Source organism: Halomonas sp. 113, assembly GCF_904067645.1.
GTDB lineage: Bacteria > Pseudomonadota > Gammaproteobacteria > Pseudomonadales > Halomonadaceae > Vreelandella > Vreelandella titanicae.
Window position 1 is genome coordinate 2,772,146 of sequence record NZ_LR881453.1, and the last position, 16,103, is coordinate 2,788,248.

General features: G+C 52.9%; 17 protein-coding genes and 2 tRNA genes. 8 read left to right on the forward strand and 11 right to left on the reverse strand.

The genetic code is table 11. From position 1 onward, the window contains the following. Positions 1 to 129 precede the first annotated feature (129 nt). Positions 130 to 759, reverse strand: a complete 630-nt coding sequence (locus tag YERSI8AC_RS13020; protein ID WP_022523243.1) for a riboflavin synthase — start codon at positions 757 to 759, stop codon at positions 130 to 132. Positions 760 to 1,324: 565 nt separating this feature from the next. Between YERSI8AC_RS13020 and YERSI8AC_RS13025 the strand changes: the two genes are divergently transcribed. From YERSI8AC_RS13025 to YERSI8AC_RS13040, 4 genes are all read left to right on the forward strand, one after another. After that, the gene (locus YERSI8AC_RS13025) at positions 1,325 to 2,383 is read left to right on the forward strand and encodes a methionine ABC transporter ATP-binding protein (RefSeq protein WP_022523241.1); all 1,059 of its coding nucleotides are present in this window, start codon (positions 1,325 to 1,327) and stop codon (positions 2,381 to 2,383) included. Then, positions 2,364 to 3,017 (forward strand): methionine ABC transporter permease, encoded by a 654-nt coding sequence (locus YERSI8AC_RS13030; RefSeq protein ID WP_022523240.1) that lies wholly within the window; start codon positions 2,364 to 2,366, stop codon positions 3,015 to 3,017. Before YERSI8AC_RS13025 ends, YERSI8AC_RS13030 begins: the two co-directional genes overlap by 20 nt. 102 nt (positions 3,018 to 3,119) lie before the next feature. Then, a complete protein-coding gene (locus tag YERSI8AC_RS13035) occupies positions 3,120 to 3,911 on the forward strand; it encodes a MetQ/NlpA family ABC transporter substrate-binding protein (RefSeq protein ID WP_138801491.1) in 792 nt (263 codons plus the stop codon). A 97-nt stretch (positions 3,912 to 4,008) separates the two neighbouring features. After that, positions 4,009 to 4,494 (forward strand): GAF domain-containing protein, encoded by a 486-nt coding sequence (locus YERSI8AC_RS13040; RefSeq protein ID WP_138801492.1) that lies wholly within the window; start codon positions 4,009 to 4,011, stop codon positions 4,492 to 4,494. Between the two features lie 89 nt (positions 4,495 to 4,583). Here the strand turns inward: YERSI8AC_RS13040 and YERSI8AC_RS13045 are convergent. Both YERSI8AC_RS13045 and YERSI8AC_RS13050 read right to left on the reverse strand, forming a co-directional pair. Next, positions 4,584 to 4,660, reverse strand: a tRNA-Val gene (locus YERSI8AC_RS13045). Positions 4,661 to 4,682: 22 nt separating this feature from the next. Next, a tRNA-Val gene (locus tag YERSI8AC_RS13050) sits at positions 4,683 to 4,759 on the reverse strand. A 233-nt stretch (positions 4,760 to 4,992) separates the two neighbouring features. Between YERSI8AC_RS13050 and YERSI8AC_RS13055 the strand changes: the two genes are divergently transcribed. Further along, positions 4,993 to 6,063, forward strand: coding sequence for an endonuclease/exonuclease/phosphatase family protein (locus tag YERSI8AC_RS13055; protein ID WP_159176855.1), 1,071 nt, complete (start codon positions 4,993 to 4,995; stop codon positions 6,061 to 6,063). Between the two features lie 36 nt (positions 6,064 to 6,099). Here the strand turns inward: YERSI8AC_RS13055 and YERSI8AC_RS13060 are convergent, their stop codons facing one another. Then, positions 6,100 to 7,476, reverse strand: coding sequence for a class II fumarate hydratase (locus YERSI8AC_RS13060; RefSeq protein ID WP_159176856.1), 1,377 nt, complete (start codon positions 7,474 to 7,476; stop codon positions 6,100 to 6,102). Positions 7,477 to 7,772: 296 nt separating this feature from the next. Between YERSI8AC_RS13060 and YERSI8AC_RS13065 the strand changes: the two genes are divergently transcribed. Then, the gene (locus tag YERSI8AC_RS13065) at positions 7,773 to 8,147 is read left to right on the forward strand and encodes a phasin family protein (RefSeq protein WP_039859040.1); all 375 of its coding nucleotides are present in this window, start codon (positions 7,773 to 7,775) and stop codon (positions 8,145 to 8,147) included. Between the two features lie 110 nt (positions 8,148 to 8,257). On the opposite strand, the gene hda is transcribed toward YERSI8AC_RS13065, so the two are convergent. The 3 genes from hda to YERSI8AC_RS13080 form a co-directional block, all read right to left on the reverse strand. Further along, entirely contained in the window at positions 8,258 to 8,965 is a 708-nt protein-coding gene (gene hda, locus YERSI8AC_RS13070) for a DnaA regulatory inactivator Hda (RefSeq protein ID WP_009286940.1), read from the reverse strand. Beyond that, on the reverse strand, positions 8,962 to 10,092 hold the full coding sequence (locus YERSI8AC_RS13075) for an AI-2E family transporter (RefSeq protein WP_159176857.1): 1,131 nt from the start codon (positions 10,090 to 10,092) through the stop codon (positions 8,962 to 8,964). Before YERSI8AC_RS13075 ends, hda begins: the two co-directional genes overlap by 4 nt. A gap of 143 nt (positions 10,093 to 10,235) precedes the next feature. Then, the gene (locus YERSI8AC_RS13080) at positions 10,236 to 10,358 is read right to left on the reverse strand and encodes a hypothetical protein (protein WP_255200381.1); all 123 of its coding nucleotides are present in this window, start codon (positions 10,356 to 10,358) and stop codon (positions 10,236 to 10,238) included. Here YERSI8AC_RS13080 and purM point away from each other — a divergent pair. Both purM and purN read left to right on the forward strand, forming a co-directional pair. Further along, entirely contained in the window at positions 10,357 to 11,424 is a 1,068-nt protein-coding gene (gene purM / locus YERSI8AC_RS13085; RefSeq protein ID WP_022523235.1) for a phosphoribosylformylglycinamidine cyclo-ligase, read from the forward strand. The two genes, YERSI8AC_RS13080 and purM, sit on opposite strands and share 2 nt — an antisense overlap. Further along, entirely contained in the window at positions 11,421 to 12,176 is a 756-nt protein-coding gene (gene purN, locus YERSI8AC_RS13090; protein ID WP_009286943.1) for a phosphoribosylglycinamide formyltransferase, read from the forward strand. Before purM ends, purN begins: the two co-directional genes overlap by 4 nt. 83 nt (positions 12,177 to 12,259) lie before the next feature. Here the strand turns inward: purN and dcd are convergent, their stop codons facing one another. The 4 genes from dcd to cobA form a co-directional block, all read right to left on the reverse strand. Then, the gene (dcd, locus tag YERSI8AC_RS13095) at positions 12,260 to 12,826 is read right to left on the reverse strand and encodes a dCTP deaminase (protein ID WP_009286944.1); all 567 of its coding nucleotides are present in this window, start codon (positions 12,824 to 12,826) and stop codon (positions 12,260 to 12,262) included. Between the two features lie 11 nt (positions 12,827 to 12,837). Continuing rightward, positions 12,838 to 13,638 (reverse strand): iron-sulfur cluster carrier protein ApbC, encoded by an 801-nt coding sequence (apbC, locus tag YERSI8AC_RS13100; RefSeq protein ID WP_009286945.1) that lies wholly within the window; start codon positions 13,636 to 13,638, stop codon positions 12,838 to 12,840. 174 nt (positions 13,639 to 13,812) lie between these two features. Beyond that, the gene (locus YERSI8AC_RS13105) at positions 13,813 to 14,982 is read right to left on the reverse strand and encodes a hypothetical protein (RefSeq protein WP_027957472.1); all 1,170 of its coding nucleotides are present in this window, start codon (positions 14,980 to 14,982) and stop codon (positions 13,813 to 13,815) included. A 204-nt stretch (positions 14,983 to 15,186) separates the two neighbouring features. Beyond that, positions 15,187 to 16,008, reverse strand: a complete 822-nt coding sequence (gene cobA, locus YERSI8AC_RS13110) for a uroporphyrinogen-III C-methyltransferase (protein ID WP_051430467.1) — start codon at positions 16,006 to 16,008, stop codon at positions 15,187 to 15,189. Positions 16,009 to 16,103 lie beyond the last annotated feature (95 nt).

Here is a 16,103-nt window from a genome sequence, read left to right on the forward strand (position 1 = left end):
TCAGCGTAGCGACCAATGTTGGCGGAAATCGCCCGCCGCCTAATGTCTAGCAATCTTTAGGCCATGAACTAACCGATCGGTCAACCCATTAACCAAAAAAGCTGATTATTGCCATTGCCGCGTCACTTACTAAACGCCGCTTTTTTGAGAAAGCACTCGCTCAACGGTTTCAACGATCACCTGGGTTTGCGGGTCAATTTCAATATTGACCTGATCCCCGGGGGCTCGATCCTGAAGCGTGGTACGCGACAGTGTCTCAGGAATTAAATTGACGCTGAACTCCACATCCCCACTTTCAGTGGGGCGTACATCCCCAATGGTCAAACTAATACCGTCCACCCCGATATAGCCCTTTTCAAACACGAATCGGCCTAGTCGTTCCGGCAGCGAAAACCATAGCCGACGGTTGTTGGGCGCCTCTTCGATGGCCACCACTTCTGCCATGGAAATGATGTGGCCTGACATGGAGTGTCCGCCTATCTCATCACCAAAGCGCGCCGCGCGCTCTATATTGACGCATTGCCCAGGGGTGATTGCACCAAGATTAGTCAATCGCAGCGTTTCACGCATCAAATCAAAACTAACGCTATCCCCCTCTATGGCCGTTACCGTCAAGCAAACGCCGTTATGAGCAACAGACGCTCCGACCTCAAGCCCTTCGCGCATCGCGGGGGGCATTTCCAACACATGCACGCGAAAATCATCCAGCTCGCGTACCGCCACAACCCTGGCTACCCCTTGCACAATGCCAGTAAACATAAGGCGCTTTCTCCTCATCTAATAAAAAAGCCGTGTAATTCAAATAAGTCGTAAAGAGCAAGTAGCAAAAGCGCTCAATGAATGGCGCAAGCTTCCTACTGCTCCCTCACCGGCGTGCATTCTGCCTTGAGGGTTTCTTGATCCCGCCATTCTACGCCATTGACTTTTCTATGGCTGCTTTCAACTCAAGGTAACTTCATCCAGCTGCACATCTTTAAAAACGCACGCACAGAACTAAAAACTTAAATATTTATAAAAATCAGAAAATAATGCTGACTTGGCGACTTACAACATAAAATCAGATGGATAAAATTGACAAGGCAGCGACCTATCTTTAAAATTTTGCCGCAAATGTAATGACGCCGATTTGTACCCAGATTGCGGGCGTCCACCTAGTCTATGGCTTAGTATTTAGCCTACTGATTGAGTGAAGTGCAGCTAAACGGGTGTGTCCAGCGTTGATGGCCACCCATTGGGGTGGCCTTTTTTATTTTCTATTCGATACTGGCCCTCCCCCAGCTCGCATCCCGCACTCCGTCTTCGGCCTACCGTTAAGGCAGACGCTATGATTGAACTTAGCAACGTCAGTAAAACCTATTTCAGTAACAACAAGGGCAGCGGCGCAAATGCCGTTCATGCACTCAAAAATGCCACTCTCAGTGTGCCCAAAGGCACTATTCACGGCGTCATCGGCCTCTCCGGCGCAGGTAAATCAACGCTAATTCGCTGCGTTAATCTCTTAGAGCGCCCCACGAGCGGCAGCGTCACGGTCGATGGTCAGGAAATGACCCAGCTGAGTAACGCCGCGCTTAATCGTGCGCGTCACCGTATTGGCATGATTTTTCAACACTTTAATCTATTGACCACACGCACGGTGTTCGACAACGTTGCCCTGCCTCTAGAACTAATGGGGCAAAAACGCCACACCGTACGCGATCGCGTTATTCCGCTCCTGGAGATGGTAGGCCTGGCAGATAAGGCCAACCAGTACCCTGCTCAGCTTTCCGGCGGTCAAAAACAGCGTGTGGCGATCGCCCGGGCGCTAGCCAGCAAGCCGCAGGTGTTGCTCTGTGATGAGGCAACCTCTGCGCTAGACCCACAAACCACCAGTTCAATACTGGAACTGCTGCGCGATATTAACCACCAACTGGGCATTACCATCCTGCTGATCACCCACGAGATGGAAGTGGTCAAATCGATTTGCCACCGGGTGAGTTTGATCTCGGACGGCGAACTGGTGGAAGACGCTGAAGTCGGCGACTTCTTTACCGCTCCGCGTACCCAGCTTGGTCGTGAGTTTCTTAACGACTTCCTCCAGCTAACACCGCCCAAAGAGCTGATTGAGAGACTCCTTGATGCCCCAGGCGAAAACACCCACCCCGTGGTACGCCTAACCTTCTCTGGCGATGCAGTCTCGACGCCGCTGATTTCCCGCCTTGCTCGAGAGTGCGGGGTCGATGTCAGCATTTTACAAGCAAAAGTAGAGTCGATTCAGGAGCGCACCCTGGGCCTGATGATTGCGGAACTACTCGGCTCTCCGACGCAAACCCAGCAAGCCATGCACTATCTCGAATCTCATCAACTGCAAGTGGAGGTACTCGGCCATGTCCAGCGCAATGATTGATCTCATTTTACAGGCCACGCTGGATACCCTTTATATGGTGGCCGTTTCAGGGCTTATTTCTACCCTCGTCGGCTTGCCCCTTGGGGTAATGCTGTACGTTACACGCCCACGGCAAATATTGGCGAAGCCCGTACTTAATCAAGTACTGAGCATTATTACCAACGTTGGTCGCTCCATCCCGTTTATTATTTTGATGGTAGCGATCATTCCTTTTACGCGCATGTTGGTGGGCACCTCGATTGGCATTAATGCCGCGTCGGTACCGCTCACGATTGCCGCTATTCCGTTTGTCGCTCGGCTTGTCGAGGCTGCACTTAATGAAATCTCGCCAGGATTAATTGAAGCCGCCCAAGCTATGGGCGCAACGCCTTGGCAAATTATTCGCAAGGTACTGATTCCGGAAGCTCGCGGCGGGATCATGACGGGCTTAACCATTACTGTTGTCACACTGGTAAGTTACTCAGCCATGGCCGGCGCAGTGGGCGGCGGCGGTCTCGGCGACTTAGGTATCCGCTACGGCTATAACCGCTTCAACCCAACCATCATGCTGATTACCGTGGTGATTTTGGTCGTCATGGTGCAGGGTTTTCAGAGTCTGGGCGACTACTTGGTACGCAAAAGCGATCGCAAATAGCCACTCGTTTATTTGTCATCCATTATAACCAAAATGCATTAGACAAAGGTTTTTTATTGCCGCATCATTGCACCATCTATCAAAATGCCACTGGAGAGATTCATGCAAAAACTGATTATTGGCAGCCTTACCGCCCTGGCGCTTGCCGTCAACGTCGCCAATGCTGAAACGCGCAGCATCAAAATGGGCACCGTTGCGGGCCCTGAAACAGAAGTGATGGAAGTTGCGGCGCGCATTGCCAAAGAAGAGTACGACCTTAATGTAGAAATCATCGAGTTCACTGACTACGTTACCCCGAACGCAGCCCTTGCAGACGGCAGCCTAGATGCCAATGCCTACCAGCATGAACCCTATTTGCAGTCGATGGTCGACGATCGTGGCTATGACCTGGCAATCGCTGGTTACACCTTCGTATACCCGATTGGTGCTTACTCAGAAAAATACGACAGTATCGACGACCTGCCTGACGGCGCACAAATCGCACTGCCCAATGACCCTTCAAATGAAGGTCGCGCGCTGATCCTGATGCACAACGAAGGCCTGATCACCCTTAACGATCCAGAATTTCTCGAATCAACACCGATCGATATCGCTGAAAACCCCCGCGACTTCCGTTTCCGCGAAATTGAAGCCGCCCAGCTCCCCCGCGTGCTGCCCGATGTCGACATGGCGTTCATCAACAACACCTTCGCTCAGCCTGCTGGCCTAAGCCTGGATGACGCCTTGATCAAAGAGGGCCCCGAGTCTCCTTACGTCAACCTGATCGCGGTTCGCGGCGGTGACGAAGAGCGTGAAGAGATTCGTCAACTGGTCGACGCCTATCAGCGTGATGAAGTGATCGAGAAAGCCGAAGAACTATTCAAAGGCGCAGCAGTTCCTGGCTGGATCGAGTAATACCGCAAGCCATCAATAGATGACGTCAGGCCGACACGCATAGGTAACCCCAAATGCAAAAGTGTCGGCCTGTTGCGTTTGTAGCAAAGGATCCCTCATGCAAAACAGTGTTGACTACCCTCTTCTCAATCGACAGCTTGAAGCGCTGCTCGATACACGTGATTGGCTCACCAACAGCGCGCAAACCTGTGCGTTTATTCACCAACAGCTTAGCGACTTAAACTGGGTAGGCTTTTACCTTCAACGCCAGCCTGATGTGTTAGGTCTAGGCCCTTTTCAGGGGCAGCCCGCCTGCCACCCGATTCCCTTTAGCAAAGGCGTATGCGGCGCGGCTGCTCGCCAACAAACTACCCAGCGAGTGGACGACGTACACGCGGTTGCCGACCATATTGCCTGCGACGCCAACTCTCGCTCTGAACTGGTGATTCCCATCGTAGTCGATGGCAACCTATGGGGCGTACTGGATTTGGATAGCCCGCTGGAGGCGCGCTTCACACAACAAGACCAAGCAGGCATTGAGGCCCTGGTAGCAACGTTTATGCGCCAAACTGACCTGCCCGACCTAATTCAAAGAGCTAGTTAAAAGCTATAGTCTACAAAATAAAAAACGCCATATAACACCCACACAAAAACGCCCCAAGCATCACTGCCTGGGGCGTTTCTGATAAAAGCTGGTAGGACCAGGCGGATTTGAACCGCCGACCTCCACGATGTCAACGTGGCGCTCTAACCAACTGAGCTATGGTCCTGAAAAGAGGTGTGGCATAAGGCTGGTAGAACCAGGCGGATTTGAACCGCCGACCTCCACGATGTCAACGTGGCGCTCTAACCAACTGAGCTATGGTTCTATTGCGCTATCTGTTCTATTGCACTTTCTGAGATAGGCTATTGGATAGCCGCGCGCCTTGCAACGGATGCATATCTTACGCTCTTATCACTGAATTGCAAGTTCTTTTCCATTGCACGCCCTCTCCCGCCAGCCTTAAACCCATTACGAATAGAGGCTCAATTCGACACCTGTGACCTTCTAGCGCTAGGCTTAGCGCTTCAAGGTGCTGGGTGTTCTATAGGGAGATAAACCATGCTGGGTATTTTGCTAGGAAACATAGCGATCGTACTGTTATTGGCGACGCTGATTGCAAGGATACATTTACACTGGTGGTGGATCCGCAGTTTTGAATTTCCACGCCTGCAGATCGCTTGCCTAGCTTTAATCACTTGGCTATTAGCCGCTATCTTCGTTGAGCCTGGCCCTTGGCTATGGGTAGCCCTGCTCGCCTCAGGCATCACTTTACTGTTTCAAGTCTACTATATTCTGCCCTGGACACCGCTGTGGCCGGTGCAGGTCAAGGCGGCGAAGAGTAACGATTCAGATAAAACGATCACGCTGCTGATCGCTAACGTACTGACCCCTAACCGGCAGGCCCAAGCGCTGATCGATATGATTAAACAGCATCAGCCCGACATAGTACTGACCCTGGAGTCAGACCAGTGGTGGCAAGATCAGTTAGATCCGGCTCTCGCAGAGCAGTGGCCGCACAGCGTTAAAATCCCGCTCGACAACCTTTACGGCATGCACCTTTACTCGCACCTGGAGCTCTCTAACACCTCGGTGGAGTGGCTAATTCAGGACGACATCCCGTCTATTCACACCCGAGTGACGCTTGCTAACGGCGATAGCATTCGCTTTTACGCGTTACATCCCCGTCCACCGGCCCCCAGTGAGAGTGAAAAATCCCTTTGGCGGGATGCTGAACTGCTATTGGTCGGCAAGAAAATTCATGAAGATCCCCAAGCAACGTTGGTCGCCGGGGATCTGAACGATGTAGCGTGGTCGCGCACTACGCGACTTTTCTGCCGCGTTGGCGGCATGCTCGACCCACGCCGGGGACGTGGTTTATTCAGCACCTTCCACGCCAAATATCCCGTGTTGCGCTGGCCCCTTGACCACATTTTTGTGACCGAACACTTCACCTTAGTCGGCATGCAGCGCCTGAGTTACTTCGGCTCCGACCACTTTCCGATACTGGCCACCTTTTGCTACCGCCCTTCGCGTCAAGATGAGCATGAAACGCCCGAAGCCGATGCTGAGGAGCGCAGTGAGGCCAGCGAAACGATTCAGGAAGGTAAAACCGAAAAGCAGGAAACCTGAACGCGGTTGGCCTAAAGATAGCTGACCTTAAACGTGTTACTCAGGAATGCCTCCGTGCGTTAACGCGACCGGATCCAGCAGCCGCTCTAGCGTCTCCCGGTCAAGGTCAGTTTTCTCCTCAGCCACATCAATAATTGGCCTCCCCGCCTGGTAAGCCTCTTTGGCGACAGCGGCGGCGGCGTTATAGCCAATCACGCCATTTAGCGCCGTTACCAAAATGGGATTTCTGGCCAGCGGGCCTTCCAGGTTATCTTCACGAACCTTAAAGGTGGCAATCGCACGATCAGCCAGCAATCGAGCGGTATTACTCATCAAGCTTATAGACGTTAATAAGTTGGAAGCCACCAACGGCAACATCACGTTCAGTTGAAAGTTACCACTCTGCCCGGCCACGGTAATCGCGGTATCCAGACCAATAACCTGTGCAGCGGCCTGGGCGGCTGACTCAGGAATAACAGGATTAACCTTCCCAGGCATAATTGAGCTACCGGGCTGTAACGCCTCGAGCTCAATCTCGCCCAGCCCCGCCAGCGGCCCCGAATTCATCCAGCGCAGGTCGTTGGCTATTTTCATAATCACGCAGGCTAAGCCTTTCAACTGCCCCGAGAGCTCTACCGCCGCATCCTGAGACGAGAGGCTGGCAAAGAAGCTGTCATTAGGGGTAAACATCAACCCGGTCTGTTCGCTCAGCTCTTGGGCGACCTGATCAGCAAAACCGATAGGAGCGTTAATGCCGGTCCCCACGGCCGTGCCACCTTGAGCTAATCGGCACAGCCGTTTCATGGCACTATCAAAGCGCTCAATGGCCTGACCTAGTTGGCTAGACCAAGCACCCAGCTCTTGATCCATACGCAGCGGCATGGCGTCCATGAGATGAGTACGACCGGTTTTTACCACATGGCTCAGCTCACTGGCCCGCTTGTCGATAGTGTCACGCAGGTGGACAAGGGCTGGGCGCAACGATTCGTGCACCGCGATGGCAGCCGACAGGTGAATGGCCGTGGGAATCACATCATTGCTGGACTGCCCCATATTGACGTGATCGTTCGGGGTTACCTCAACGCCTTCACGGCTTGCCAATGTAGCCAACACCTCGTTGACATTCATATTGGTGGAGGTACCTGAGCCAGTTTGAAACACATCGATAGGAAAGTGCTGGTCATGCTTGCCCGTTAACACTTCCCGCGCCGCTTTTTGAATCGCTTCCCCCCGTGCACTATCAAGCCCTCCTAGCGATTGATTAGCCCGGGCTGCCGCTAGCTTGATACGCGTGACAGCGTGAATAAAGGGCGGGGGCATGGGCGAATGAGAGACAGGGAAGTTATTGATTGCCCGCTGGGTTTGTGCCCCATAAAGAGCCTCAGAAGGCACTTCCAACTCGCCCATGCTATCGCGTTCCATCCGTGTTGCCATTGCTCTTTCTCCCATCAGTAAGATTAATGGTGATGCTTATCTGAGCGCATAGCCAACCTATCGTTCACTCGCTAAAGCCACATCCACTGCCTTCAAGCTAGCTGGTTAGACCATAGGGGTAAACAGGCTCTTGCCCCGTGCACTTTAAAATGCCAAAAACCAAATGTTGCACTGCACAAAAACAGTTGCTATGCTGCACTGCAAGATAGCTTATAAATAAAGCTACCCAATTAAATAAGCAGCGCCAACCTCTGGATAGCTGCTTTTGGTAAGACTAACCCCAGGAGGGTATGACGATGCGTACATTAAATACTAACGAAATGACTCAGCAGTTTGACAACATGTTCATGGCGCCAGTACGCGCTTACATGGCGCTGAGCATCGATTACAGCGAAAAAATGATTAACGCTCAGATGGACGCCAGCAAAGCTTATGCCGACACCGGCATTGCGCAAATGCGCCAAATGATGGAAGTAAAAGACGCAGAGGGCCTGCGTAGCTACATGGAAGGCCAGCAAAAGGTAGCTAAAGAGTTGGCTGAGCGTGTTAAAGGCGATACCGATAAAGTCGTATCTCTGCAGCAGGACTTTATCCAGAAAAGCCAGAAAATTACCGAAGACAACGTTAAGCAGGCGCAAACCGCTGCTAGCAAGTTGAACAAAACCGCTTAATCGCTTATTGAAACAGTAAGCTAGCAAGCATGTTTTATAAAACGCCCCTGTCGGCTCTCGCTGACAGGGGCGTTTTAGTCGTTGCCTTTAGCATTTCTGTACCAGCCGTTTCACCAACCGAGGGCGGATTTCACAAAGGGAATAGTAAGCTTGCGCTTGGCTGAGAGCGATGCTTTATCCAGAGTCTCCACCGCGCGACACAGCTCACCTAACTCGCGGGGGCCACGATGCAAGATATAGCGCCCAACATCATCGGGGAGCTGCATCCCTCTCACACTGGCGCGCAGCTTTAGCGCTGCCAAACGCTCTTCGTCATCCTCCAAAGGGTGAACATGAAACGTTACCCCCCAGGTCAGGCGCGAAGCCAAGTCCGGTAGCACCACGTTTAATTGACGCGGTGAAGCACTGGCGGCAATCACTAATTTCTTGCCAGCATCTCTTAGCCGGTTAAAAGCATGGAACAGCGCTTCCTCCCAGCGCTTGCGACCAATCACACACTCCAGGTCATCAATGGCGACCAGATCCAGGCGCTCGATGTCTTCCAGCATTAATGGCGGAAAGTGACCCAAGTCATCCAGGGGGAGATACAGTGCTCGTTTATCTGCATCGGACGCCGCATGACACGCCGCCTGTAAAAGATGGCTACGCCCTACCCCTGGCGCGCCCCACAGATAGAGGAACTGCTCCCCCTCCGGGGTAAGCTGCTGGGTAAGGTGTTCTACCAGCGGCGTATTTGCACGCGCCACATAATAATTATCAAAGGTCGCGTCATCACGCAGACCAATTCCCAAGGGAAGCTGTGCCGGTGCTCGGCTCATGGTGACTCCCGTCCATCATGATGGCCCAGCTCATCGTTATGTGAAGAGCTGGCCTCAATGATTGGCGTATGTTTATCAGTATTTTGTTCGTCGTATAACTCGCTATGCTGATAGCGAACTTTTACTTCTTTTAGCAGCACTAGAATCACCGCGGCAACAGGCAGAGCCAACAACACCCCTGTTAGGCCAAACAGATTCCCCCCCGCCAGCACGGCGAAGATAACCGCGACCGGATGCAGGCCAATCTTATCGCCCAACAATTTAGGCTGGAGAATCACACTCTCGGCCATTTGGCCAATACTAAACACCAGGATAACGCCTAACACCGCCCACCAGGTGGCGTACTGGAACAGCGCCACAACAAGGGCAATCACCAAGCCGACAATAAAACCCAGGAACGGGACAATGCTCACCAGTCCGGACACAAAGCCGATCAATAGGCCAAAGTTGAGCCCCATCAACGTTAAGCCCACCGCATAAATAATCCCTAAACAGAGCATTACCAGCAGCTGGCCGCGTAGAAACGATGACAACACTTCATCACAGCGACGCGCCAACCGGAAGGTATCATCCGCCCACTGGCGTGGCACGAGATTGGCAATATTGGTCAGCAGGCGGTTCCAGTCCAAAAGCAAATAGAAGGTCACCACAGGAATAAGTGCCACATAGGTGATCCAAGAGGCAAACGCCATACCGGAGCGGCCAATTTGGCCTAGCGCCTGGGCTAGGTAGCCACCAGCATCGCGCCAGTTTTCGACCAGCGTCTCGCGCGCGTTGGTTAACTCCGCGGTCAAGTCATAACCTGTCCACTCTTGTACCTGAGGAGCAAGCGTATTTTCTACCCAATTGAAGATACCCGGAATAGCTTCGCCCAGCTGTTTAAGCTGCTGAACAAGCAGCGGGATCAATATCAACAGGCTCGCCACGAGGACGACCAACAGTACTAAAAACACACTGCTCACCGCGAACGGCCGATTCATGCCCCAGCGCTGGAAACGGTTAGCCAGCGGGTCAGCTAAGTAAGCGAGAATCATCCCAGCAATAAAAGGCATCAGCGCCGCGTCTAACAAATAAATTAAACCGCCTATTACCACCAAAAATAGGACGCCCCACCAAGAATTCCGCATAGTTCCCTCTCAAACGTGGATTTAATCCGCTAAATATCACTTATCGTTACTATGGCACTGATCACGACACACTTTACTTATCACTACTAACTTTCATCCGCCACTACTATGCCGCAAATGAACGAAAGTCGCGCGTCTGCTTTTCATCCTGCGCGACGGCGGTGCGGCCAGCGTCGCTGAGTGTTACAATCCGCCAAAGTTAAGCCCAGCACTGGCCAATTCGCCAGCACTACCAGCACCGCTATTTGCTTCACAGGATCTGTCATGACCGAGACCTCTTCTTCTTCGGCTACTCCTTCCCTCAGCTATAAGGATGCAGGCGTCGATATCGATGCCGGTAACGCCCTTGTTGACCGCATTAAACACGTTGCCAAACGCACGACTCGCCCCGAAGTCATGGGCGGGCTTGGCGGCTTTGGCGCGCTATGCGAGATCCCCGCGGGCTATCGGCAGCCCGTGCTCGTCTCAGGTACCGATGGCGTCGGCACCAAGCTGCGCCTGGCAATGGATCTTGGCAAGCACGACACCATTGGTATTGATTTGGTCGCCATGTGTGTCAACGACCTTATCGTGGCTGGCGCCGAACCGCTGCTATTTCTTGACTACTATGCCACGGGTAAGCTCGATGTGGATATTGCTGCTGACGTTGTCACCGGCATTGGCGCTGGTTGCGAATTGGCTGGCTGCGCCCTGGTAGGCGGCGAAACCGCCGAAATGCCGGGCATGTACGAAGGCAGCGACTACGATTTAGCGGGCTTTTGCGTGGGCGTGGTTGAAAAAGCAAATATTTTAGATGGCAGCAAAGTGGCCGAAGGCGATGTCATATTGGGACTTGCCTCATCCGGGCCACACTCCAACGGCTACTCATTGATTCGTAAAATCCTTGAGGTCAGTGACGCTTCGCTAGAGACCGACATCGACGGTAAAACCCTTGGCGATGCGCTGATGGCCCCCACCCGTATCTATGTCAAATCACTGCTCTCCTTGATGCGCGGTAGCGAGATTGCCGTGCATGCGTTATCACACATCACCGGTGGCGGTTTGCTTGAAAACATTCCTCGCGTACTGCCGGACAACCTCGCTGCGCATATTGATATTGCCAGTTGGCAGCGACCAGCCGTGTTTGATTGGCTACAGGCCAATGGAAACGTGAATGAAACTGAAATGCACCGCGTGCTCAATTGCGGTATTGGGATGGTCGTTGTGGTGCCGCAGCATCAAGCAAAACAGGCAATGGCTCACCTGGAAGCCGAAGGCGAATCCGTTTATCGTCTAGGGCAGATCGTTGAACGCCAAGGGGACGCCGTTATTTTGGAGAACCTCTCGGCATGACCAATACGGACTACCAGAGCGATACCATTAAAGACGTAACACCAGAGCCTCTCGGTGCACGCCGCATTGTCGTGCTTATCTCTGGCAGCGGTAGCAATCTTCAGGCGCTGATTGATGCTCAGTCCCACGACCGCTTAGGCGGCGGTGAGATTGTCGCAGTGATTTCCAATATTGCTGACGCCTATGGTTTGAAACGCGCACACGAAGCGGGCATTGAAGCGGTTGCCCTCCCCCACAGGGAGTATGATAGTCGCGAAGCCTACGACGGCGCCTTGATCAAAGTCATTGAGCGTCACGAGCCGGATCTGATTGTACTGGCGGGCTTTATGCGCATTTTGACGCCTCGCTTTGTGCAGCGCTTCCTGGGCCGTATGCTGAATATCCATCCTTCATTGCTGCCAGACTACCAAGGGCTCAACACTCACGCCCGCGCCCTGGCAGACGGTGTTGCCAGCCACGGCTGTAGCGTTCACTTCGTCACCGAAGAGCTAGACGGTGGCCCAGTGGTACTGCAAGCGGAGCTGCTGGTCAACGCGGACGACACGGCTGAAACACTGCAAGAGAAGGTTCGCTCCCGGGAACACCTAATCTACCCGATTGCAGTGCAGTGGTTTTTGGAAGGCAGGCTGCAGTTCAGTGCCGAAGGCGCCAAAATGGACGGTCATCTGCTACCGGAACACGGTATGCGGCTTTCCCACGCTGATGCTGCAGAAGAGCTTGATGAGGAGCTCGACGAAGAGTCGCAGGATTAGCATGAAAACGTCATCATAAGCATTGAAAAGCGCCTTACGTTTTTGCCGTAAGGCGCTTTTTTGTAGCAATGTACTTCGTATAACTAGGTACGCGGCAAGGTTACCCCACGCTGCCCCATATACTTTCCGCCCCGGTCTTTATACGAGGTTTCGCATACTTCGTCGGACTCTAAGAACAACATCTGGGCGACGCCCTCATGAGCGTAGATTTTTGCCGGCAGGTTGGTGGTGTTAGAGAATTCCAGCGTAACGTGGCCCTCCCACTCGGGCTCCAGCGGCGTCACGTTGACAATAATGCCGCAGCGCGCGTAGGTGGATTTCCCCAGGCAAATAGTCAGCACGTTACGGGGAATACGGAAATACTCCACCGTGCGCGCCAGCGCAAAAGAGTTCGGCGGAATAATACAGACATCGCCTTTAATATCGACGAAGCTGTTCGCGTCAAACGCTTTGGGATCAACAATCGCTGAGTGAATATTGGTGAAGACTTTGAATTCGTCTGAGCAGCGCACATCGTAACCGTAGCTTGAGGTGCCGTAGGAAATCACGCGCTGTTCGTTCACGTAGCGCACTTGCTCGGCTTCAAACGGCTCAATCATCGCGTCGCTTTTGGCCATGCGACGAATCCAATTATCAGATTTGATACTCATTTATGTCGTTATCACTCACTAAAGGAAATAGTTGGGCCGTCGCCTTGATTCGCGCTAACCGCTTCAGCGACTTTTTGGGCAATAGTCGCAAAGGTTTGACTCACCGCCCCGTCAGGTTCGGATACCACACTCGGGCGTCCCGAATCTGTCAGCTCTCGGATGGAGAGCGTCAGCGGCAGGCGTCCAAGTACTTGGGTATCGTACTCCTGGGCGATATTATCGCCACCACCTGTGCCGAAAATAGCCGCTTCATGTCCGCACTTTTCGCAGTGGTAGAGGCTCATATTTTCCACCACGCCAAGCACCGGCACGTTGACCTTGCGGAACATTTCGATCCCTTTACGGGCATCTAACAGCGCAATATCCTGTGGGGTGGTCACAATCACCGCCCCTGCCACCGGCACTTTCTGGGCCAGGGTCAGTTGGATATCGCCAGTACCTGGGGGCATGTCGATCAATAGAAAATCGAGATTATCCCATTGGGTTTGCGTCAGCATCTGCTGAAACGCGCCCACTACCATCGGCCCGCGCCACACCATTGGCTCACGGGTATTGACCATAAATGCCATCGACATGGCCTGAATGCCATGGGCCTGGAGCGGAAGGAATTTGTCATTACTTGCCGCCTGGGGGCGCGTACCCTCTTTAACACCGAGCATTTGTGCCTGGCTGGGTCCATAGATATCCGCATCCAGGACACCCACGCGATAGCCCTGTGCTGCCAGCGCTAATGCCAAATTCACGGTGACGGTGGATTTTCCCACGCCTCCCTTGCCCGATGCCACTGCAATAATATGTTTAACCCCATCCATTCAATGGCACTCCTCGTTTTAAGCTCTTAATAACTGAATTAACGTTGAGTGAATGATACGCCTCACAGCCAAAATCATAAACCAACAACAAGTGGGCGGATGCCGGTTCCCCGACATCCGCCCTTACTTTTCTAACGCGAAAGGTGCGTTACAGCATTACTATCCCGCCACTTATTAGCCAGCGTTTTGCTGCGACTCTTCACTGCCACCATCACTGTCATTGGCACTCTCACTTGAAGAGTTCCCATCTGACGAGCCCCCATTCGACGAGCTATCAGAAGAGCTGCTCGGGGAAGATGATGCAGCCTCACCCGCTGACTCTTCTGCATCGGCCAAACGGCTGTCTAACGTCGACAGCTCATCGCGCCATTCACTTAACTGGCTCTCTAAACGCTCTAGCTGGCTTTCACGCTTTTCGATATCACTCTCAACGCTGGCCACTTCTTCACGCCCAATATCCAGGGCAACCATGACGTCATCCAGCTCACTGCGCACCTGACTCAAGCTCTGCTCTTCTTCTTCGCGCAGCGCCGTTAGCGAATCAACATCACTTTGCAGCTCATCGCGTTCGCTGGTGAGTGAGTCACGCTCATTTTTTAGCTCACCAAGCTCGCTCTGGACACTCGAAATTTCCTCTTCTAAGCCACTTAGCTGTTCATTTGACTGGCTAATCTGATCTTCCAGCGAGGACAACTCATCTTCGGTATTGCCCAGCTCTTCGATCGCTTGCTGACGCTGCTGCTCCGCTTCCTGACGGGCAGCCTCAGCCTCCTGGCGGGCTTCTTCAGCACTAGAACGCGCTTCTTCTACTTGCTGGAGGGCACTTTCCGCCTCATCCCGAGTGCTGGTGATTTGATCACGCTCTTCGCGCAACGCAGTCATCTCGCTTTCAGCGCTCTCTACCTGCTCATTAAGAGAGGCAATTTCTTCTTCCAGCGCATCGCGCTCGGACTCAAGCTCTTCTAAACGCGACTGCACATCGCTGACATTGCCTTGGGCACTCTCAAGCGACGAGCTGGCCTCTTGCTGTTGAGCCTCAAGGGACGCCATCTCCTCTTGCAGCGCGGCTAAATTGGTTTCAGCTTCCTCAATTTCGCTAATGCGCTGGCTCATTTGGCTATTTTCCTGCTCAGCGCTGGCGAGCTGCTCTTCTAAGCTATTGACACGATCCTGGCGAGAACCTGCATTAGACTGCGCCATAATGGCCCAGATAACGGCAATGGCGGCGATACCAGCAATCGCTTTTACCCGGTTATCTTGAAAGAGGGTTTTCATGTCCGACTTTTTAGCCGGTTCTGGCTTGTTGGCAGGCGACTGGTGATCCGAGTGGTTTGCTTCCGACATTATGCGTTCCTCTATGGTCTTAGCTAACGTTTGTCCAAGCTAACAACAATCAGTTGCGCGATGATCAAGTACATAGGTAATGCGCTAACCGTGAATGCTCTCCCCCTTCAGCATACACAGCTCACTGTATCTAGCCAGTCTGTTTGCAAAATCGTGTACAAATGTTGCTACTGCGTTACAAGACAAGCAGGAACGATTATTATTTTAGCCAGAAGGAGGATGCTTTCCCTCATGAAAACCAGAGGCCTCTCCGCTCAGCGCATCAAACCAATCCAGTGTGGTATGCAGTGACACTACGCTGCCCACTATTAGCAGCGTAGGCGGTTTAATGTGGCCCGCCAAGAAAGTATCTGGTAATCCAGATAACGTCCCCACGTGGGTACGCTGTCGGCGGGTCGTGCCCTGTTCAATCAGCGCCAGCGGTGTGTCTGGCGCTAAACCATGCTTAACCAGCGCCTGGCTGATCACCTTTACGGTGCCCAGCCCCATATAAAACACCAAGGTTTGCCCAGGCCGCGCTAACGCATCCCAATCAAGCTCACACTCCCCCTGCTGTAAATGCCCGGTGATGAAACGCACCGACTGGGCATGGTCGCGATGGGTCAAAGGAATGCCCGCATACGCCGCGCAGCCTGATGCCGCCGTCACCCCTGGGATGACTTCCACGCTCACTTGTGCTGCCACCAGCGCCTCAAGCTCCTCTCCGCCCCGGCCAAAAATAAACGGATCACCACCTTTAAGGCGCACGACACGCTTACCCTGCTGAGCCCACTTTACAAGCGCTTGATTAATCCCCTCTTGAGGGACGCTGTGCAGAGAGCGTGCTTTACCCACATAAAATCGCTGCGCCTGTGGCGGTATAAAGGCGACTATTTCACCGCTAACCAAGCGGTCGTACAGCACCACTTCAGCGGACTGCAGTCGCTTATACGCTTTTAGCGTCAATAACTCCGGGTCGCCAGGGCCCGCGCCCACTAGACTTACCAAGCCGTATGGCTGAGCCGTTTGCTCTCGTCCTGCTTCCAAGAATCCACCCCAGGAATAAAAAAGTTTTTTAATATGCAAAAAAGTAATTAATTTTACCACTAAATGCCAATAACACCTTGTCTATTGCTTATAAT